The 20,569-nt window shown below is 55.4% G+C and carries 15 protein-coding genes; 14 read left to right on the top strand and 1 reads right to left on the bottom strand.

The window, feature by feature from the left end:
* The first annotated feature begins 120 nt into the window (after positions 1–120).
* The 5 genes from HMPREF2927_RS07920 (at position 121) to HMPREF2927_RS07940 (ending at position 11,719) form a co-directional block, all read left to right on the top strand.
* Entirely contained in the window at positions 121–3,444 is a 3,324-nt protein-coding gene (locus tag HMPREF2927_RS07920; protein WP_070686982.1) for an S-layer homology domain-containing protein, read from the top strand.
* Positions 3,445–3,749: 305 nt separating this feature from the next.
* Positions 3,750–5,837, top strand: coding sequence for an S-layer homology domain-containing protein (locus HMPREF2927_RS07925; protein WP_246827392.1), 2,088 nt, complete (start codon positions 3,750–3,752; stop codon positions 5,835–5,837).
* Between the two features lie 418 nt (positions 5,838–6,255).
* On the top strand, positions 6,256–8,091 hold the full coding sequence (locus tag HMPREF2927_RS07930; RefSeq protein WP_070686985.1) for an S-layer homology domain-containing protein: 1,836 nt from the start codon (positions 6,256–6,258) through the stop codon (positions 8,089–8,091).
* Between the two features lie 431 nt (positions 8,092–8,522).
* Positions 8,523–9,404 (top strand): S-layer homology domain-containing protein, encoded by an 882-nt coding sequence (locus HMPREF2927_RS07935; RefSeq protein ID WP_070686987.1) that lies wholly within the window; start codon positions 8,523–8,525, stop codon positions 9,402–9,404.
* A gap of 344 nt (positions 9,405–9,748) precedes the next feature.
* On the top strand, positions 9,749–11,719 hold the full coding sequence (locus HMPREF2927_RS07940; RefSeq protein ID WP_070686989.1) for a gluconolactonase: 1,971 nt from the start codon (positions 9,749–9,751) through the stop codon (positions 11,717–11,719).
* A 195-nt stretch (positions 11,720–11,914) separates the two neighbouring features.
* Here the strand turns inward: HMPREF2927_RS07940 and HMPREF2927_RS07945 are convergent, their stop codons facing one another.
* On the bottom strand, positions 11,915–12,859 hold the full coding sequence (locus HMPREF2927_RS07945) for a Nif3-like dinuclear metal center hexameric protein (protein WP_070686991.1): 945 nt from the start codon (positions 12,857–12,859) through the stop codon (positions 11,915–11,917).
* 148 nt (positions 12,860–13,007) lie between these two features.
* On the opposite strand from HMPREF2927_RS07945, the gene msrA reads away from it, so the two are divergent.
* From msrA to HMPREF2927_RS07985, 9 genes are all read left to right on the top strand, one after another.
* On the top strand, positions 13,008–13,529 hold the full coding sequence (gene msrA / locus HMPREF2927_RS07950; protein ID WP_070686993.1) for a peptide-methionine (S)-S-oxide reductase MsrA: 522 nt from the start codon (positions 13,008–13,010) through the stop codon (positions 13,527–13,529).
* A gap of 236 nt (positions 13,530–13,765) precedes the next feature.
* Entirely contained in the window at positions 13,766–14,500 is a 735-nt protein-coding gene (locus HMPREF2927_RS07955; protein WP_246827395.1) for a DUF6318 family protein, read from the top strand.
* Positions 14,501–14,641: 141 nt separating this feature from the next.
* Positions 14,642–15,448 carry a DUF6318 family protein gene (locus tag HMPREF2927_RS07960; protein WP_070686997.1) on the top strand — a complete coding sequence of 269 codons (807 nt, stop codon included), beginning with the start codon at positions 14,642–14,644 and terminating at the stop codon, positions 15,446–15,448.
* 305 nt (positions 15,449–15,753) lie between these two features.
* Positions 15,754–16,023 carry a hypothetical protein gene (locus HMPREF2927_RS09330; protein ID WP_246827396.1) on the top strand — a complete coding sequence of 90 codons (270 nt, stop codon included), beginning with the start codon at positions 15,754–15,756 and terminating at the stop codon, positions 16,021–16,023.
* Positions 16,020–16,529: a DUF6318 family protein gene (locus tag HMPREF2927_RS07965; protein ID WP_246827397.1), complete on the top strand. Its 510-nt coding sequence runs from the start codon at positions 16,020–16,022 to the stop codon at positions 16,527–16,529. The genes HMPREF2927_RS09330 and HMPREF2927_RS07965 overlap by 4 nt, the downstream gene beginning before the upstream one ends.
* A 248-nt stretch (positions 16,530–16,777) precedes the next feature.
* Positions 16,778–17,542: a DUF6318 family protein gene (locus HMPREF2927_RS07970; protein ID WP_070686999.1), complete on the top strand. Its 765-nt coding sequence runs from the start codon at positions 16,778–16,780 to the stop codon at positions 17,540–17,542.
* Between the two features lie 192 nt (positions 17,543–17,734).
* Positions 17,735–18,445, top strand: coding sequence for a DUF6318 family protein (locus tag HMPREF2927_RS07975; RefSeq protein WP_070687004.1), 711 nt, complete (start codon positions 17,735–17,737; stop codon positions 18,443–18,445).
* Between the two features lie 174 nt (positions 18,446–18,619).
* Complete coding sequence (locus tag HMPREF2927_RS07980) at positions 18,620–19,324, top strand: DUF6318 family protein (RefSeq protein ID WP_070687006.1); 705 nt, start codon at positions 18,620–18,622, stop codon at positions 19,322–19,324.
* A gap of 173 nt (positions 19,325–19,497) precedes the next feature.
* A complete protein-coding gene (locus tag HMPREF2927_RS07985; protein WP_070687008.1) occupies positions 19,498–20,379 on the top strand; it encodes a DUF6318 family protein in 882 nt (293 codons plus the stop codon).
* The last annotated feature ends 190 nt before the right edge of the window (positions 20,380–20,569 follow it).

Here is a 20,569-nt window from a genome sequence, read left to right on the forward strand (position 1 = left end):
CAGGCTTTACGGGGTGTCTTCTCCCCTAGTCTGGCTTTTCAGGTTCTATCCGCTCAACTTCTTCACTCACTTCATCTACGCACTCACTTCAATCACCGTATAAATTTTGTAGATGGGATTATGATGTCTTCATTCTTCGCCCCACGAGGTGCCCCGCACCATTCTGATACCCCGCGCCACCCGGCGAGCGCCCGCGCGCTCAGCCTTTCCCTGTTGCTGGGTTTGAGCCCGCTTGCAGGTATTACTCCTGCGGCGCTCGCAACACCAACCCAGGCGGCACCTGAGCAGCAGGCGCAACCGGAACAGGCGACCCCCGCCTCCCCCGCTGCAACTTTGGTTCAGGAGCAAGCAGACAAACAGCAGATTCCTGCGGCTCAAGGCGAGCAGACCAATTCGCTACCGACTCTGCGGGTCACTAGCGGAGCACTAAGAATTTATGCTGGCGGCACGGTGCATGTTGAAGGCACCGGCTTCACTCCCGAGTTCTTGGCACACAATGAGCTACGTAGCATCATTATTGCACCCAAGGGTTCCTCTACCTACGTGGGTCCTCACCAAGAGCCAACATATCAGGGACCGCGTTTTGACGTTCCGACGCCTGCCGCAGACGGGACTTTCAGCGCTGATTTGGAAGTATCCTCCAACGGCATCCCTGTGGGCATGGAGTACGAAGTTATTTTGACCTACCGCCCGCTAGATGACGCACACCCCTATCAGTGGAATACTGAGGACCGTATTCGTACGGTGCTCCCTGTGACGAGTAATTTCCCGCAGTCTGTTTTGCCTTCTATTACCTATGATGTGGATTCTAGTTCTGAGGAGCAGATTAATTCCGGAAAACCGATTGAAATCAATATGACGGGTTCGGGTTTTGACGGGATGAATAAGCTAAGTTTTACTCTTGTGGAAATCGACCCGAATAATCCTGAAAGTTATCATCGTTATTTAGATTTCGAGGATTTAGTTCCTGCAGATTCTCCGTACTTGAAGCGGGTTTTTCATGGTCTGATTCCTAACGGTCATTTTCAGCGTAAGATTACGATTCCTGCCGGTTTTTTAAAGCCTGGTAAGGGGTATTATCTGAGCGTGGTTGGATCTTATCCCTCCGGGGTTGATTCTTCTCCCTTCGGCATTAACGCTATATCGCGCGATTTCCCCTTCATTCCTGTGGGTAAGAACCCCGCGAAAATGCCTTACCAGAGCAATACGTACCGCAATACTCTTCCGAAGGTTTCACTGTCTCCTCAGACCGTTGACCCGCACCATGCAGGGAAATATAAAGTTATTATTTCTAGCATTTCCCCGGAAGTTGATTTGGGGTATTACGTCAAGTCCGTCGACATTTATAGTAAAACCGCTCGAAAGACTATCGTCGAAATTACTGACATTCCTTACTTTGATCATGACATTATTGTTGTCCGTAACCCTGACGGTACCCGCACCGTAGAACTTGAAATTGACTCTGCAGTCATCAAGGAGTTGCAGAATGTGTACCTTGGTTCTGAGGCAGAGCTGAGGGTAACTTTCTCAGATTCTCTTTATATGAAGGGAAGTCACATTTTTACGGTCACTGCGCCCGTGCAGCTGGCTGCTCCTCCGACCCCGATAAATCCTCCCGCATCTGATGAAGTGCGTTTAAGTGTCACCTCAGGTGCCCTCAATATTTCTGAGGGCGGTACTGTCTCTGTGACGACTGCACCGCTGAGTGCTGAGTTCCGCAAGAAGTACACGTTCTTCGAGTTCGGCATTGTGGAGCGAGGGAAGAACTACGAGTGGTCAAGCTACGGCAGTAAGCTACCTGAGGCCCAGTACGGTAAGAGAGTCGCTACCCTTCGAGATCAGGGGAAGGTTCATGAAAACCCTGATGGAAGCGTTACGTTTACCTTTGATGTTCGAAAGCAAATCTTTGACGTCCCCGAGGGCACGCTCTTCGATGTCGTGTTGACGTTCTACCCGTCTGATGAAGCTGAGCCAGATTTGCGTTGGGACTCGACAGACCGCCGTCTTACAGCACGAGCTTCTCTGCCGGTAGTGCGTGACCCTGAGCCGGTTCAGCCAACGTACCGCTACAGTCTCTCTGCAATTGACAAGCCGTGGCAGGATACAACTCTGACGGTTGAGGGTTATCATATCCTCAGTCCTCATGCGGTAGGCGGTCATGAATCGGTTGCATACCTCACCCTCTACGAGGCTGACCCGGCCACGGGAAAGATTATGGGACGCCCTGTTTTCTCCGACATCATTCCGCTGACAGAGTGCGGACAACTTTGCAGCGGATTCCATAATCGTTACTTCAGCACGGAGATGACAATTCCGGCGGGTACATTGAAGCCGGGCAGGCTCTACATGATTGGCATCTACGGTTCTAATCTGCCTCGTCCTGGCGAAGAGGAGTATAGCGGTAGCCTACTGACCAGTGTCGCTGAGTTCCTTCCCGTGCGGTCTACGCAGCCTAACCCTGACCAGCCTGTAGCGCGTCCGGACTTGTACATTCTGAATAAGCGCATCAGCCCGTACCAGGAGATGAATACCCTCACCGCACGAGTCTCGAATCTTCCGAAGCTTACCGATGGTCATTACCGTTTCTCGGTTCAGGCAACGGATGATTCTGGCGAGCCAACCGGCGAGAAGGCGTTGGAGCAGGTGATCCCTGCTGAACACCTTCTGAGTGGTTCTACGGATGAGAAGCTGAATATTCCCGGTAGCTCTCTGAATTATGAGGGGTCTTACAGGGTTGTTCTGGAGAAGGTAATCCCCGGCAAGGATGGTGCCGCAGATACGGTCGAGCAGGTCACTTCTGAGGGCCTTGAGCTTTTTGTAAGCTACACTGCGGAGCGGGAAGCGGCTGTTGAGTGGGTTAAGCAGCAGGTTCTTCTGGATAAGCATAAGGCTGTGCTGAGTCGCCGCGATGTCACGGTGGCGCTGTACCGTCTTGCGGGCGCACCTCATGTTGAGCTGCCTGCAACCAGTCCTTACGCGGATGTAACCCCGGACGATCCGGACTATGCCGCGATTGTGTGGGCTCGTCAGAAGGGTATTACGTTCGGTTGGGTCGATGGTAAGTTCCACCCGGAGGCGAACCTTTCGATTGCCTCGACGGTGGCGTTCCTGTACAGGTACCAACGAGCGCTAACCCCTGCGTCTTCGCCGGAGTCGAGCAGTTTGCCGTCTTCGCCTATACCGAAGAGCAATACGTCAGATAGCAGTAATGTACCGGAGGAGTCTCCCACACGGGATTCACGTTCGCGGGTGCACTGGCCCGAGTATGAGCGTATGGATACTGCGTTCTGGAGGGAATCGCTGTGGGCTACCCAGCAGATTATCTGGGGATACGCAGAATATTATCGAGGCCACGGTGAGAATTTCAGCTCGGATACTGTTTCCTCTTGGCAGTTCTCACTGATGCTCTACCGCATGACGCACGGCGGCAGCCACCTCAAGTAGTTGCCCTGAAGTAGTTATTTGAGAGTCGCCTTCCGCGGCCACGCAGCCTGATGCTGTGTTGCTTTACAATCGGTGATGGCGGGCTGAAATTTTCGGGCTGATTCGCCCGGCTTTTCAGCCCGCCAGCACTTTCGCTAAGACGCACTGTGCACCCCTCTTCCACTCAACGTTTTCCCTCACTCACTTCAATCACCTCGCAGAAAACCACTGTGCAGAAAACCACCGTGTAAAAAGCACAGTGCAGAACATTAGATGGGATAACCGTGTCTTCCTTCTTCCGACCAACCACAACTCAGGGTGCTAAGGTGCCCGCCCTAAAAGCCCCTACCCAAAATGCCCGCGCTCTAAAGACTCAGGGCAAGAAGGCAATCAGCCTCTCCCTATTGCTGGGCATGACCCCGGCGCTGGCGGTCACCCCTGTTGTGCATGCTGATGCGGCACCGGTGAAACCCGCACAGACTGCTCAAGCGGCCCCTGTTCAGGTAGGCCCTAACTCCCCTGCCGCATCGTTGCAGGCAACCCCCGTAGCTGCCACCCCCGATGCCGCAGCCACTGGCGTCAGCGATGCTGACAAGATTGATTTGAAGGTCACCACCGGCACTCTCAATATTTCTCAGGGCGGCACGGTGTCCTTGACGACTTCCCCGTTGACCCCCGAGTTCCGTAAGAAGTACAAGCTCTTCCAGTTCGGCCTCGTGAACCGTGGTACCGGTTACGAGTGGTCCCGCACCGGCGAGGCAACCCAATATCCTCTGTACCGCGGCAAGGTTGATCATCTTCGAGATGACGGTATTGTCCGCGACAACCCGGACGGGAGCCTCACCTTCACCTTTGAGGTCAAGAAGCAGACCATCCGGGCTACCCCTTCGCCTGCCCTTGACGTGGTGCTGACCTACTACCCAGCGGGTGAGCGCGAGCCGAACGCCGAGGAGTATGAGGACCCCCGCCTTACTGCCCGCACTCCGCTCAGCCTGACTCAGGACCCTGAGCCGGATCATACTACTTACGTGTACAGCATGCCGGCGGTTGATAACCCCTGGGTTGATACGCAGCTGACGATTGAGGGCTACCATATTCTCTCTAAGCAGCTTCTTGAGCCGGGGAGTGCCCCGGCGTATCTGATGCTGTATGAGGTTGACCCCGCTACGGGGCTGATGGTGGGCAAGCCTGTTTTCACTCATGCAGTTCGTTATACGGATTGCGGTGAATACTATTGCTGGAGTTTTCTGAACAACTATTTCTCTGCGGATGTGACAATTCCTGCGGGTACTCTGCGACCGGGCAAGTCGTACATGATCGGCGTCTACAGCGGCTTCTTCCCGAATCCGGATGAGGAGAAGGTCCCCGGTAGCCTTTTGACGGATGTTGCCCCGTTTATTCCGGTGCGCTCGCCTAACTCGAACACCGAGGTGAAGGATGCTGCCCCGGTTCTGCGCGTTGAGCCGCAGCAGATGGACCAATATCGTTCTGATTCACCGCAGGTGAGCCCCTATTGGGAGAAGAACACGTTGCAGGTGCGTGCCGTGAATCTGCCGAACCTCGCTGAGGGCCATTACCGTTTCTCTATGCAGGCTACGGATGTTTCTGGCAATCTGACGGGTCAGAAGGCGTTGGTGCAGGATATTGCGGCTGACCGTATCCAGAGCGGTTACACGGAGGCGACCCTCACTATTCCCGGTGAGGCGCTGAATTATCAGGGCGGTTACAAGCTGATGGTGGAGAAGGTTCTTCCCGGTCAGGGTGGTTCCGCGGATTCTGTGCAGCAGGTTGTTTCTACTGACCTTGGTTTGGTGGTGAACGCGTTTGAGGAGCGTGAGGCTGCGAAGAGGTGGTACAAGGCTCAGCAGCTTCCCAAGTCAGAGTCCTATTCTTCTGAGAAGTTGATGCGCCGTGATCTGACGGTGGCTCTCTATATGTTGGCGGGTTCGCCGAAGGTTGAGCTTCCGGCAACCAGCCCGTATCCGGATGTTCTGCCTAGCGACCCGGACTATGCAGCGATTGTGTGGGCTCGTCAGCAGAGCATTACGTCCGGTTGGATTGACGGTAGTTTCCACCCGGATGCACAGCTTTCTACTCGCTCTATCGTTGCGTTCTTGTACAGGTATCAGCGTTCGCGCGGTAAGGTGTCCCCCAGTTTGCCGACTGCCGCGCCTCAGCCTCGTAATGGCAGCTTGCCGGGGTCGAAGGATTCTGAGCTGAGCACTAAGTATTGGGCTACGGATTTAAGCGAGGGTAGCGCTTTTTGGCGTGAATCTCGGTGGGCTGTGCAGCAACATATCTGGGGCTACGCCGAGGATTGGCTACGCGAGGACTTTACCTGGCCGCAAACGACCACCTACGACTTGGCTGTCATGCTGTACCGTATGGCGCAAGGCGGCAGCCGTCTCACATAGTGTCTCCCCGTGGTGTTAGCCATTCTGGTTGGCTTTCGTCAAGTAGGCGACTTTATGGCTCTGTTTATGTGCCATTTTTATTGTGGGTGACTTTTATGTTGTCTTGCCCACCGCATTGTGAATATTTTCAACCTGCAGAGGTTGCATAGGTGCGAATTTTTCGGATGCGGTAGGTTTTTGTACTTTCTTTTTTGTACAGTGACCAGCATTTGTGCTTATCAGCACACTATTTAGGTATATTTTCCATGTCATGCACATACTTTTTAAAGCTATACTTCACCTTAAGACATGCGATAAAACACACAGACATTTTTCGTGCTGATGACCTTTCAGGTTCCAGCACGTCTTAACTATTTGCTACGGTGTTTATGTGCACCACACTCGATGCGCGACACCGATAAAAACTGATTGGATAACAATGTCCTCACTTCCCAACCACATGTGCTTTGCGCTACCCAAAAACATGGCCAAGAGCGGCTGCGCCCTCACTTTGGCGGGCGCCATGCTCTTGCCTCTCTCCCCCGCGTTTGCGGCTCCTACTGCTACTCCGGTAGCAGCCCAGGCTGTTGAGCAGGGCGAGGCTCAGGGTGCTCAGCGTCTGCAGGTTACCTCCGGCACTTTTGACATTCTCAAGGGCGGCAACGTGACCGTTAGCGGCTCCGGTTTCTCCAAGGACTTCGTTAAGGGCAAGTCGTTCCGCCTGTACGTTGTTCCGAAGGGTGAAAGCGTTGCTTTCCCGCCGCACCGCCCGCGTGATTACCTCTTCTACGTTCAGGATGTTCCCGCCTCCACATTTGCGGCTGACGGTTCCGTGAACCTGACCGCTTCTATCGGCGCTAACTATCTGGAGGCCAATGGCTCGTCCTTCGATGTTGTGCTCGGTTACCGCGATGACGCTGAAGACGGCTGGATTCCCGCGGATGAGGTTCGTACTGAGCTGAAGGTCGCGGATGTTCCCACCGTTTCTTCCCCGACCCTGTCGTACGACGCTTCGTCGGTGAATGCTTCTGAGAACACTAAAGTCACCGTGAATGGTGCTGGTTTCCAGAACATTTCGTACAACGGTAGCGAGTCGCTGATTGTTGCGGTTCGTGCGGTTGATCCGGCGACCGGTAAGGCAACCGGCCCCGCACTGGTGCAGTCGGAGGCTAAGTTCACCTCCTACTCTGCTTTCTTTGGTCAGTACATGGGTTACACTAACGGTCGTTTCTCGACTGTTCTGGATATCCCGGCGGGTACCTTGAAGTCCGGTAGCTCCTATGTTGTGCAGACTTTCGAGTTCAACGTTCCGGAAGATAACGATGAGGCAAACAGCCAGGCGCTGAGCACTCAGGCATTTGTTCCGGTGAATGGCGAGAACGCTAACCCTGTTTATCCTTCGGTGTCTCTGAGTACTGACACGGTGGATCTGAGCTCTTCGACCACTATCCGTGTGAAGGGTAAGGACTTCAAGGTTCCGGCTGGCGCTACCGTGAACGTGCTGTTCTCTGAGGCTGAGGCTGACGGCAACCCGACCGGTGAGGCTCTGGATAGCATCACTCTGAACGCTGATCGTGTGGCGACCGGCGCGTTTGAGACGACCGTTAACGTTGACGGCACCAAGCTGGATGCTGATAGCCACTATGCTATTTTCGTAACCGTGAACTACGCTGACGGTGACCGCGAGCGCATCGCGGCTGATTACCTGACTCTGACTGGTGAGGCTGCGAACCAGAAGGTTCGTGAGCGTTTCGCTGACGTTCCGGCTGCTCACGCGAACCACAAGGCTGTTCTGTGGGCTGCCGATCAGAAGCTGATTGATTCTCGTGAGAAGGATTGGTTCGGCGTTAATGATGATGCGACCCGCGGTGAGCTGACTGTTGCGCTGTACCATCTGGCTGGTTCCCCGAAGGTTGATCTGCCGGCTACTAGCCCTTACCCGGATGTGAAGACTGACGACCCGAACTACGCTGCGTACATTTGGGCTCGTCAGAAGGGCATTACTTTCGGCTGGTCTGATGGTAATTTCCACGCAAATGCATCTATATCTAATGCTACTGTTGCGGCGTTCCTGTACCGTTTTGACGGTAAGAAGCCGGTTGCTGTGACTGAGGCGCCGTACACCGATGTGAAGGTCGGTTCTGCGTTCTACCGTGAGATTGCGTGGGCTAAGCAGCAGAAGCTGCAGGTGTTCCCTGGTTCTGAGTACCACCCGACTGCGCTGGTGAGCCGTGGTGAGCTGGCTGGTTTCTTGATGAACTACAAGGTCCGCTAGAGTTCTATAGGGTTCGCTAGGGTTATCTCTAGGTTTTAGGGATTATGCCGGGCTGGCGGTGATGAAACATTGGTTTTATCCCGCTGGCCCGGCTTTTCTGTGCCTCCTGTAGGGCGCCTCAAGGGGGCGTTATCGGAGCTGTTATCCGCTACTGTTCCGCGGTTTTTCGGGGTATTTTTGCCGGTTAACATGCCGATGTGGGCTGTACCGCATGTGGGGCGCACCTCATGCGGTACCCGCTATTGGGGGATTTTCGGGGTGCCCCATTCCCCTTTTTCAAGAATGTTCCGTGAAGCGTAAATTAATATTTTTCAAGCTGTGGTTTATGCTTAGGACTGTTGCGCCCCCTTGGTGCGCGCCCGTTTCCGGTTGGGCGTTTGTTGTGCGAGGGAGCCGATCACACACCGATACATCAACCACATTGAGGATTTATGTCTCAGGATTCTAAGCAGTCGACTGATACTGCCCATAATTCTTCTGCACCTCTGCTTGCGCCGGAGGGCACCCCCGATACTTCTTCTCAGGATGCCTCTAAGAAGCGTAAGCGCCGCCGTATTGAGCTGGCTGTTAGCGCTGTGGCGCTGGCGGGTGTTTTGTATCTGCCGTTCTCTCCTCTTTTCTCTTTCTATGATTCGTCGGAGGCGCGTCTTTCTTCGGCGGATACTGCTGCGCCGGCGACTGCTTCGGCGGCTTCTGCTTCTCCCCTGGTGTTGAATTCTTCAACTCAGGGCCCGAAGATTCTGCGTCCGTCCGTGACTGCACCAGATGCGAACACTATTTTTGCTGATGCTCCCGAGGATTCTGCGTACTATGCGGGTATCCGTTGGGCTGTTCGTACTGAGACTATGCTTCCTGTTTCTGAGGACCATTTTGGTGCAGAGGATCCGGTGACTCGTGGCGAGCTGATCACAATGTTCTATAAGCTGGCGGGTTCGCCGGCGGTGACCCGTCCGGAGCATTCGCCGTATGCGGATGTTGATGAGTCTGACCCGAACTATGATGCGTACCTGTGGGCACGTCAGGAGCGTATTACTTCCGGTTGGGTTGATGGTAAGTTCCATGCGGAGGCGCGCCTGTCGAATGCTTCCGCTGTGGCTCTGCTGTACCGTGCTGATGATGCGCAGAAGATTCAGATGTCGGGTTCTTCGCCGTTTAGCGATGTGTCGTCTGTGACTCCGTTCTACCGTCAGATTGTGTGGGCGTCTCGTCGTGGTGTGTCGACGGTGTCTGAGGGTAATGCTTTTGAGCCGACGGCTCAGACGTCTCGTGGTCGTGTTGCGATGATGATGTACCTATACTTCCGCACTTCGTAGTTTTTACACCGCCTAGTTATAGCGTATCGAGCGGCCCCGTACTCCCGTTTGGGAGTGCGGGGCCGCTCGTATTTTGAGGACTGTGCGCGGGGTTGCCTGGGGGTTGGGGCCGCCTGGGTTTTGGGTTTCCTGTGCGCGGCATCATGCACGCAGTGAAATATTTCGGAAGGTTCAAGTTTTTCTTGAGTAACGTGCCAATTTCTACTTGAAGGTTTGTTAGGGTGAGAGTGTTTCCTGAACCGATGGGGACACTCAACCACTTCTCATTGGGTTGGCGCAGATTCGACGGAGATCCTATTTACAACCTGCATCAGCGCAATGGGTTCAACCGATAAGGAATGTTTATGTCCGCTCTTCCGAACTCTAAGTCTTCTTTCTTCCGGGCGGCGCAGGGATGCGGTGCACTGGTGCTGGCTGGCGCGATGGTCCTGCCGATGTCTCCGGCGCTTGCCCAGACTGTTGCCGCAGATGCTCCTGCAGCTGCAGCGACCGGTGCTCTGCCGGGTGATCGTGTCCGTGAGAATCCTCCTGTTGCTACTTCTAATGAGTTCGCTCCCCACTGGAGCTACAACGCTCTGAAGGATACCGATAACGATCAGGTTCTGGATTTCTCTGGTTGGGGTTTTAAGGGTGATATTAACTCCCCGAAGGGTGTTCAGATTGTTGTGCGCGAGAAGGGTACGAACACTCCGGTTCTGGCTATCAGCGACGTCATTGAGTATGACCACGAGGAGCTGGCTTTCGCTTACCAGGGCGGTTACATGACAGGTACCGTCAAGATTCCGGCGAACACCCTGAATAAGGCAAAGCAGTATATTGTCGAGGTGTGGGGTAACAATGGCTACGAGGAGGGTAGCGAAGACCTGGTAGCCCCCATTATTGGCAAGATACCCGAGGGCCGTGGCACCCTGCTCGCTTCTCAGGCGCTGAACTTTAATGGTTCTGACGGCACGACGGCTGCGGATATTCCGAGTGCGAAGGCTACCCAGGAGTCTACCCCGACGTTCGAGGTTCTGTACGACGGCAAGGCTCAGCTGCTGTACACCTTCGAGGGCGGTACCGTTCACGTGAAGGGTTCGGGTTTCACCAAGGAGTGGCGTGAGAAGCACGGCAACGTGGCGGTTTATATTGCCGCTTCTCGGGGTGTTCCCGATGGCAGCCTTCTGCCCGCTGATGATACGCCGCTCCGTTTTGAGGAGGGTAAGGACTTCACCATCGCTGAGGATGGCACCCTGGATGCTCAGCTGACGGTCGAGCCGGACGTACTTCAGCGCTACTATGAGCCTCGCAACTACTTCCCCGGCATTCCGCGTTACGAGGTGCGTTACGAGGTTGACCTGGTTGCTGAGCAGCAGGGTCAGCCCCGGCTGACCCTTGATGATCTGTGGGCTGGTAAGAACGTAGTGCAGCGTATTGCGGTGCAGACTCAGGCGTACCGCCCTGAGAAGTTTGCTCCCAAGGTGGCGTACAAGGCTCTGGCTGACACCACCGCGGATCAGGACATTTACTTCTCGGGTACCGGTTTCTACGGTGAGATTCACTCCGTCAAGGGTGTTCAGTATGTGATTCGTGAGAAGGGCTCGAACACCCCGGTTCTGGCGACCAGTGACGTCATTGAGTACAACCACCACGACCGTGCCTTTGAGTATGTGGACGGCGTAGTGGACGGCACCGTGAAGGTTCCGGCTAATACCTTGGATGCTTCGAAGAAGTACGTGGTGGAGGTCTGGGCTAATGACGGCTACAGCGAGATTGGCGAGTTCCTTGCCCCCGTTGTGGGTAAGGCACCTGAGGGTCGCGGTAAGCTGTTGGCTTCTCAGGACCTGAATTTTAAGGGCTCTGACGCTGTTGAGGATAAGAAGTCTAGCTTGACCGATGAGCAGCGCAAGGAGCGTGCTACCCGCGGCGAGCTGGCGGTGGCTCTGTACCTTCAGGCTGGCGCACCGGAGGTGAAGCTGCCTGAGACTTCTCCCTGGCCGGATGTGAAGACTGACGACCCGAACTACCCTGCGTACATTTGGGTTCGTGAGAAGGGCATCAGCTACGGCTGGTCGGACGGCAAATTCCACGCGGACGCTGGTATCTCGAACGCTACCGTCGCAGCGTTTACCTACCGTGCGGCTGGTTCGCCCGCGGTTAGGGGAGATTCCCCCTACAGCGATGTTACTCCCGGTTCGGCGTTCTACCGTGAGATTCTGTGGGCGAGCCAGAATTTGCCTACTGTGTACGGTGGTCGCTATTTCCTTCCTAAGCAGCTGCTGACTCGCGGCCATCTGGAGACTGTTCTGACTGCTTTCCAGTCTCGAACTGAGTAAGGCCGTTTAGACCGCCCGCGCTTGGCACCCCCAAGCCCTGCGGAGCAATGCCCCGCAGAAGTAATGCCCGGTCTGTACGTTCCCTTGAAGATCCTTGGTGAAAGGTTCCTGCCGGGTTCGTACAGGCCGGGCTTTACTATGCCTAAATTTTTGATGCCTGCTTCTTGGCAGCTATTCAGCGGCTATTTTCAGCGCTTACTTTTCAGTCAGGCTGGTCCATGTGGCGGCGGGTTCGGTGCTTGCCGAGTGCGCGTCCTGACCGGTTGCCACGCCGGTGGAGACGGTAAAGTCCCACGGGTCGGTGTTCAGTGCGGACAGCTTCGTTTCGATGGTGAATCCACGCTCGGCGAGCATGGAACGCAAGCGGTTTGCCGCCGACTGCAGCCAGAGGGATTCGCTGGCGGCGTGGGAGCAATCAATTAGGGCGATGTTGCTGCCGTCGACTCGTGCGGTTTCGCGGAATTCGCTGGCGGGGTGGTGGCGCAGGTCGGCGGTAATGTACACCTGCGCGTCGGTGGCGCGCACAGCGTCGAAGAGAGAGTCACCGGCACCGCCACAGAGGGCGACGCGGCGAATCGGCTGATCGGTGCGTCCGGCGATGCGCAGGCCGCCAGCGGTCGCGGGAAGTGCCGCTGCGAGGCGTTCTGCCAGTTCCTTGAGGGTGATTTCTTCGGGCAGGGTGCCGAGGCGGCCGGTGCCTACCGCGTGTTCCTGTTCGTCGAGCACCTGGGTTTGTGGTTCGGTGAGCGGTTCGCGATTGATCAGGCCGATAGCGTCACAGAGTGCTTCGTTCACACCTTCAACGGCGGCATCTGCGTTGGTGTGCGCGCCGAGCAGGCCGCATCCGCCCTCGATGAGGGTGTGCAGAACGTTGCCCTTGTAGTCGCTGTCGGGGATGAACTTTGCGCCGCGCAGCAGCAGCGGGTGGTGGGTGATGAGTAGCTGCGCGCCTTCGGCTACGGCTTCTTCGGCGGTGGCGGTGAGGGCGTCTACTGCGAAGAGGACGGTGCTCACTTTAGCGGCTCCACGTCCGGCAACGAGGCCGGAGGCATCCCATCCGGCGGCGAGCTGCGGCGGGAAGAGCGTGTGGAAGGCGTCAACGACTTCTGCGAGGGTGGGGGTTTCTAGTTTTTCAGTCATACCTCTATTGTGGCAGGTGGCGCAGTGGGGATGTGGTGGTTTATGCCGAAGCCTGCGGCTACTAGGAATATTGTGCGGCGCGGCGCTGTTTTTTAGGTAGTGTGGTTTTCTAAGTGTTAGTTCGAGGCTCACTATTCGAGGAGGAATCATGACTGATGTTGTACTTGCTGGCGGCTGTTTCTGGTGCCTGGATGCGGTGTACCGCCAGTTCCACGGGGTTGAGGCGAGCGTCTGCGGCTACACGGGCGGCGATACTCCCGACCCCGATTATCGTTCGGTGTGTTCGGGTGCGACCGGGCATCAGGAGGCGCTGAAGCTCAGCTTTGACCCGCAGGTCATTGACCTGGATACGGTGCTGGATATTTTCTTTACGAGCCACGATCCGACCAGCTGGGATCGTCAGGGGGCGGATACCGGTTCGCAGTACCGTTCGGTGCTTTTCTACGCGGATGAGCAGCAGCGTGAGGCATTTGAGCGTGCGGTGGCGCGTGCTCAGCAGCTGTACTCCTCCCCCATTGTCACGGAAGTTAAGCCCCTGGGCGTGTTCTATGAGGCTGAGGAGTATCATCAGAATTATTACGCGTTGAATCCGGTGCAGGGTTATTGTGCGTTTGTGGTGAGCCCGAAGGTGGCTCAGGCGCGCCGTAATTTTGCGCATCTGCTCCGTTAGCCGGTGCTTCCGGTTCAGTCGAGGCGTATTACGTTGTTCACCCTGTAGCTGTCTTTTGTTATGTGGCAGCTACGGGGTGTCTTCATACGCGCCCGGCTATTTGTTATTCGCCTGTGCTTTAGGGTTGCTATAAGGTACGCCCGGTATGATGGGGGGGGTGTCAACTCACCCCCCCCTTATCCGTTGACCTCACCGAAAGACTGCTGATTACTATCTCTTCTTCTAAGCCCGTCGCTTTGAGCCGCCGCGCCGTGTTAAGTGTGGGCGGTGTTGGTCTTGCCGCCGTGTTGTCTGCGTGTGCGCGTACGGTGCATACGCCAGTTGATATTGCTGAATCTGAATCGGCGAGTGCGAGCCCGTCTGCTTCTCCGGCGTTGCCGTCTGCGAATACGTCGTATAAGGGTAAGGTCACGTTCGATAACTTTGAGAAGAACGGCGAGTACGTTCCTGCCACTGCCGAGAAGAAGGCGCAGAACGTACCCAAACCGATTATGCCGGAGAAGGTGCAGGAGCTGAGCATTGACGGTATTTATGCGCTGATTGGCTATTGGATTTCTAGCTTTAATTATTTGGCGTTGACGGGTGATATTGAGCCGTTAAAGAAGACAGACCCGAGTAGCGAATACTATAAGGAGCTTGAGCCGATGGTTAAGCTCTATGAGACGGGGCGCGGCTGGATTTATGACACGAGTGAGCCGATGTCCGTGTATCTGTTGACGGATACTCCCACACAGGTTGAGGGCGACCGTATTCGTTATTTCTGGCGTGCTCGTTCTCTGGTTGATCAGAATGCGAAGAGGCATCTGACGGAGGGTGATAACCGCGATAAGTCGCTGGCTAGGGCAGAAGATTCTCAGGGCCAGACGATGAGGATCGTTGTGGAGTATAAGGAGGGTGCTTGGTTTATGAGCACTCAGAAAGATAGGGATGCTGATAAGAGCACGGAGTCTGCGAACCCCTCAGCGTCCTAGTGCACTAATTGCAGCTTTTGAAGTTTTTCTTCGCAAAAGTATACAAGTAGAAATGTTTGATACCTATTTGCACACTTTAGGGTATGATGGGGTTGTCAACTCGCTCCATTTCCTTTGTTGACTTCCTATGAAAGGCTGATTATGACGAGCCCTTCCCCCAGTTCTGTTGGTATGTCCCGCCGCGTGGCACTGGGTGCTACCGGTGCCGGTGTGCTGGCTGCGTTGACTGCGTGTGCTAGCGATATTCGCCCACTGGCTGATGGCTCGGCGTCTAACTCTACTTCCGGTTCTGCTAATGCATCCGCGAGCGCTTCAGCTAGTGCCTCACCCAGTGCCTCGGCTAGCGCTTCGCCTTCTGCTTCTTCCGGCAAGCATTATAAGGGCCTCGTGAAGTTCGATAACTTCGAGAAGAACGGCGAGTACGTTCCGGCAACCGCTACTCATAAGGCTCAGAACGTACCTAAGCCCCTCGCCCCGTGGAACATGAACGAAGATAACGTTGATGGCATGTATGCATTCATTGGCTACTGGCTGGCAAGCTTCAACTATGCAGTGCTGACCGGTGATACTGAGCCGATGAAGAAGGCCGACCCTGCGGATGTGTACGTTGACATGCTGCAGGATTACGCGGTGATGTACGAGAATGATCTGGGCTGGCTGTACGGTTCGGATACCCCGATTACTATTGAGCTGATTAGTAGTGCACCGCAGAAGCCTTCCGGTAGCAGCACCCTGTACTACTGGCCGGCTTACATGAACTACAGCCCTGATGCGAAGATTCACCTTGAGGGTAAGTCTGACCAGCCTTTTAAAACGGCGGAGAGCCCGAACGTCAAGCTGATGAAGGCTATTGTGGAGTACAAGGACGGTAAGTGGTTTATGCTTACCGGCAAGGAAGGCTCTTCTTCGGCTGCTTCCGATTCTTCTTCTAGCTCTTCTTCTGTCTAGGCCCCTACCTTATTGGGTAAGGCCTAACGGATTGAGATAGGATTCTCCCCCGCCCACGGTAATGCACCGTGGCCGGGGTTTCTTTATGTCGGAACTGTGCCGAAATTTTGCTGAAATTCTGCCGGAATTCTATGGAAATACAGGGAATACTCAGGCGAAAACCCAATGGATGGCCGGGGTCGGCGGAGGGTGCCTCAGGTACGCTTAACGTATATACATTGACGTACTACATGCGGTCTTTACCTGCAGGTTGTGAGCTTCGTGCTGACGGCTTTGGAGGTGAAGGATCCGACGAAGGACTTCCGATGACTACCTTCTTCACTCGACGTACCGCTCTGGGTGTTGCTGGTGCTGGTGCGCTTTCTGCGCTGACTGCGTGCGCTAGCGATATCCGTTCGCTGGCTGGCAGCACCGGATCGGCTTCTCCGTCGGAGGCGGCGACCGCCTCCGAATCTGCTTCCGCCTCGGCGTCTGCGAGCACTTCGGCGTCTCCTTCTGCGTCTGATGCAGCGTCTGCGAGTGCTTCTGCTGCTTCAGGTCTTCCGTCGTCGGTAAGTCCTATAAGGGTGCGATGAAGTTCGATAGCTATGAGAAGAAGGGTGAGTACGTTCCGGCGAGCGCTACGAATCCGGCTGAGAATATGCCGAAGCCTGTTCCGCCTGCGAATATGAAGGATCACAGTGTTGATGGTGCGTATGCTTTCTTGAGCTTCTGGCTGGCGAGCTTGAACTATTTGATGCTCACGGGTGACCCGGAGCCCATTGAGATGGTTTACTACAAGGGCTACGGCTGGGAGAAGCATCAGAGCACAATCAAGCTGTATGTCTCGGGTGCTGGTTGGGTGTATGGTACGGAAACTCCGTATATTGTTGAGCTGCTGACTAATGCTCCTCGAGAGGTGCCCGGCAGCAATAACACTGCCTTCATTTGGGAGGGCCTCGCCCATATGGACCCCAAGATGATGCGGCATTATAGGAATCAGCCTGAGAAGGCGACAAGCGCTGAAGAGTCAAAGAAGAAGGTGGCGAGGTTCCGCCTGGAGTACAAGGACGGCAAGTGGGAGCTGTCTAGCGCCGCGTAGTTGCCGCCTTGCATAGGGTTCAACTCTCCTCGTGACTTCTCGTACCCTAAGACCCCACGTCTGGTAAAACGCTGGGTGTGGGGTCTTAATTTTCTGAACATTCGAGGTGGTCGCGGGGCTATTTGGTGGCTCTCGGGTAACCTTAAAAATATATACATTGACGTACTGATAGGCCTGTACGGGGTGCGTATGTCTGCCGCGGTGTGTGGCATGATTTGCTCTGTATTGGCTCCAACGAAGGGCTTCCGATGACTACCTTCTTCACTCGACGTACTCTCCTGGGGGTTGGTGCGACCGGTGTTCTTGCGGCACTGACTGCTTGCGCTAGCGATATCCGCCCGCTGGCTGATAGCTCTTCTTCTCCTTCCGGTGAGGCTTCACCTTCGGCAAGTGCTTCTGAATCTGCGAGCGCATCCGCTTCAGCGTCTGCCGCTGATTCCGGCAAGAAGTCGTATAAGGGCACGGTGAAGCTCGACAAGTACGAGAAGAACGGCGAGTACGTTCCTGCCACGGCTGAAAAGAAGGCACAGAACGTGCCGAAGCCTGTTGTTCCGGAGAAGATGAACGAGGCAACCGTTGAAGGCATGTACCAGTTCCTCAGCTACTGGCTGGCGAGCTTCAATTACATGTTTATGACGGGCGATTACGAGCCGCTCAAGAAGGCTGACCCGTACTCCCACTATGCGAACGAGGGCAGCAATGCTGTTATCATCTACTCTTCCGGCAGGGGCTGGGTATACGACACGGATGCGCCGGTTACCGTTCAGCTTCTGACCGACGCCCCGAAGAAGGTCGCGGGCGGACCCAACCGCTACGATTGGCTCGGACGCATCATCTATGACCCCAACGCGAAGATCCACATTGAGGGTCAGGACCCCGCTCCCCTAGTCGATGGATCCACTAAGAGCGAGGCAACCAACTTCGCGGCGGACTACAAGGACGGCGCGTGGTACATGCTCAGTGATGAGGATGCTGATTCATCCTCTTCCAAGAAGAGCAGCGCTAGCGCCTAAAACCCGCCTCTAAGCGGCTGGTTCTGAAAGTGAGGGAAGCTCCCGTATGCAGTTGAGATTGCATGCGGGGGCTTCCTCTTTACCTACGTGCGGTGGCGATGTTCCCTTATACGTTCATGAGCGGACTTTGAACATGCGTCAGTTCCTTCGGGTACGCTTAAAAGTACACTGACAAACCGTTTAGGGGTTCTCATGCCTACCTTCGTTACCCGACGCACCGCCCTGGGCGTTGCTACCGCTGCCGCGCTCGCTTCCCTGACTGCCTGCGCAAATGATATTCGCCCGCTGGAAGACCCGAGCGTAGTTGACCCGATGCGCCCCTACAAGGGTGACTTGAAATTCAATAGCTACAAGTCCACCGGAACCTACCGCCCCGCAAGCACCACGAAGAAGGCGGAGAACCCGCCCATGCCCGTTCCTCCCGAGAACATAAAGTCAAAGACGATCTCGGGCATGTATGCGGCGCTGGGCTACTGGCTCGCAGCCCTGAACTATCTGACGGTTACCGGCGACGCTGCCCCGTTCAAGGACGTGGACCTAGACGGTATCTACGTACAGAAGATGAAGATATACGTAGACTTGTACGCGAAGGATGAGGGATGGATGTACGGCACCGATACGCCGCTCTTGGCTGAGCTGATCGAAGAGACTCCACAGAAGGTTGACGATGAGCAGTACCGTTGGAAGGGTATTGGCCGTAACCATAAGGCCGCCGTTCTCCATTACGTACCGGAGGACAGGGATATTCACATTGCAGATACGAGCGGCAGCTCTGCTAATGATGAGGTCACTTTTGTGTTGAATTATCGGAACAATACGTGGATGGTCACCATTGAGACGAAAAGCTCTTCGACAGCTACCCCCGACTCCTCGGGCGGAAGCAATTCTGGCCTCAACGTTTAGGATGCAGTGGCATAGACACCGACACCACGTACGCCTAACAAACAGCACTTTTCGTTAGCTAACGCAGTTTTTGTAGCATTTTCCCAGGTTTGATCCCCAAGAAATCATAAACATATCCAAATACACTAAGGTACTCTGAAATAGATACACCGATAATCTATTGAAGGGTACCTTATGTCTACCTTCGTGACCCGACGCGCCGCCCTTGGCATCGCCGCCACCGCCGCGCTCGCCTCCTTGACTGCCTGCGCCAGTGATATTCGCCCGCTCAGCAACCAGAGCACGCCCGATACACAGCACTCCTACAAGGGCGAGCTGAAGTTCAACGGCTACGAATCACGCGGCACCTACATTCCCGCAACCAGCTCGAAAAAGGCGGAGAATCCACCCAAGCCTGCCCCTCCTGCAGAGATGAAAGCCAAAACGACGGAGGGCATGTACGCCGCCATAAACTACTGGTTGGCTTCTTTCAATTACCTTATGATTACCGGCGACATTGAGCCCTTTAAGGCTGTGGATATAAACCGAAACGATATCTACAAGGCCGAACCTTTCGTCGAATTTTATGAGAAGAACACTGGCTGGGTGTACGGTACTGATGCGCCGTTCTCAGCAGAACTGACCGAGGACGCTCCGCAGAGGGTTGACGAACAACAGTACCGCTGGCTGGGTGTTGGCCGATATAACAAGGAAGCAAAGATTCACTACACAGATGGCAGGGAACTCACCATGGCCTCATTGAGCAGCGGCCCCGGTGATTATGAGTTCTTCTTTATCTTGGAGTATCAGGATGGCGCCTGGACGGTTCGGAATGAACCCGCCAAGCTGGCATCAAGCTCAGCCAGCTCAAGCGGCAGCAGCTCCGGTGCCTCCGTTTAGACCCCCGGTCATATCGTAGTCGTGCGAGAATCTCTGGGTCCCGTGTTTTTCGTCATCTACCGCCGCTTTTACGGCATTGGAGGCGCACACAACATTGGGCTGACCGCTCCCCTGCGATATTCTGGAATTAGTTCAATACCGGCACATACTTTATTCACCTCAGAAAGAGCCCCATGTCTACCATGTATACCCGCCGCACTGCCCTGACCGCACTGGGTCTGGGCACCGCCGCGCTTCTTGCCGCATGTTCCTCGAAGTCCTCCGAGTCTTCGGCGACCGCGAGCGCATCCGCTACCGAGTCTTCGACCGCGAGCGCAACCGCATCCGTCTCCCCCACCGCGGAGGCAACCACCACCGTTGAGCCTGGCCCCAGCATGAAGGGTGAGGTCGTTCTTGCCGACTACTCCTCCACCGGCACTTTTGAGCCCGGCACCAAGGAGCACAAGGCAGTGAACGTTGCGATCCCCGTGGAGCCCGCGAAGCTGCGTGATAACAGTGTTGAGGGTCTGCACGCGTTCATTGCGTACTGGCAGGCTACCCTGAACTACCTGCTGCTGACCGGTGACGGTACCCGCTTCACGAACATTGACCACACCGGCGACTACTCGACCGTGGCTGAGTTCTTCCAGAGCATGTACGCTTCGGAGAGCGGCTGGGTTATTGGTTCGGAGCGTCCGATGGTTCTGTCGCTGACCGCTGACCGCCCGACCAAGGACACCCGCACCGGCTACTACACTTGGGCAACCGAGATGGTGATTGATGGTGCTGAGGGTGCTGGCGTGTACAGCAAGACCAACGATCGTGTGCAGCCGCTGACCGAGGTGTTCAAGTACCCGGGCAAGCCGGTGGCTGGTCAGATTGTGGCTCACTACCAGGACGGCACTTGGCGTATGGTGCGTCGTGCTCCGGGTACTGCGTCTGCTTCGCCGGTTCCGTCGCTGAGCCCGAGCGCTTCCGCTGAGGGTACTGCGTCTGCGGAGGCGACTGCTGCAGGTTCTGCGGAGACTACTACTGCTTCTGCTGAGGCTCCTACTACTGAGGCATCTGCACAGTAGATTCCGCGTCCCCTATACCGCTGAGAAGCCACATGTGTTTCGAAAAGCCACCATTATGGTTGCTTTTCGAAACACATGTGGCTTCTCGCTTTTAACCTTTCACCGGATAAACAAAGAAGCTCCCCAATCTTTCGACTGGAGAGCTTCTTTCCTAGTGTGACCCCAACCGGATTTGAACCGGTGTTGCCGC

This window comes from Rothia sp. HMSC061E04, assembly GCF_001813685.1.
Classification (GTDB): domain Bacteria; phylum Actinomycetota; class Actinomycetes; order Actinomycetales; family Micrococcaceae; genus Rothia; species Rothia mucilaginosa.

What these genes read in the sequence shown, in the direction of transcription:
- HMPREF2927_RS07920 (WP_070686982.1), top strand. Translation starts at nt 121, where the DNA reads ATGATGTCTTCATTCTTCGCCCCACGAGGTGCCCCGCACCATTCTGAT.
- HMPREF2927_RS07930 (WP_070686985.1), top strand. Translation starts at nt 6,256, where the DNA reads ATGTCCTCACTTCCCAACCACATGTGCTTTGCGCTACCCAAAAACATG.
- HMPREF2927_RS07935 (WP_070686987.1), top strand. Translation starts at nt 8,523, where the DNA reads ATGTCTCAGGATTCTAAGCAGTCGACTGATACTGCCCATAATTCTTCT.
- HMPREF2927_RS07940 (WP_070686989.1), top strand. Translation starts at nt 9,749, where the DNA reads ATGTCCGCTCTTCCGAACTCTAAGTCTTCTTTCTTCCGGGCGGCGCAG.
- HMPREF2927_RS07945 (WP_070686991.1), bottom strand. Translation starts at nt 12,859, where the DNA reads ATGACTGAAAAACTAGAAACCCCCACCCTCGCAGAAGTCGTTGACGCC.
- msrA (WP_070686993.1), top strand. Translation starts at nt 13,008, where the DNA reads ATGACTGATGTTGTACTTGCTGGCGGCTGTTTCTGGTGCCTGGATGCG.
- HMPREF2927_RS07960 (WP_070686997.1), top strand. Translation starts at nt 14,642, where the DNA reads ATGACGAGCCCTTCCCCCAGTTCTGTTGGTATGTCCCGCCGCGTGGCA.
- HMPREF2927_RS09330 (WP_246827396.1), top strand. Translation starts at nt 15,754, where the DNA reads ATGACTACCTTCTTCACTCGACGTACCGCTCTGGGTGTTGCTGGTGCT.
- HMPREF2927_RS07965 (WP_246827397.1), top strand. Translation starts at nt 16,020, where the DNA reads ATGAAGTTCGATAGCTATGAGAAGAAGGGTGAGTACGTTCCGGCGAGC.
- HMPREF2927_RS07970 (WP_070686999.1), top strand. Translation starts at nt 16,778, where the DNA reads ATGACTACCTTCTTCACTCGACGTACTCTCCTGGGGGTTGGTGCGACC.
- HMPREF2927_RS07975 (WP_070687004.1), top strand. Translation starts at nt 17,735, where the DNA reads ATGCCTACCTTCGTTACCCGACGCACCGCCCTGGGCGTTGCTACCGCT.
- HMPREF2927_RS07980 (WP_070687006.1), top strand. Translation starts at nt 18,620, where the DNA reads ATGTCTACCTTCGTGACCCGACGCGCCGCCCTTGGCATCGCCGCCACC.
- HMPREF2927_RS07985 (WP_070687008.1), top strand. Translation starts at nt 19,498, where the DNA reads ATGTCTACCATGTATACCCGCCGCACTGCCCTGACCGCACTGGGTCTG.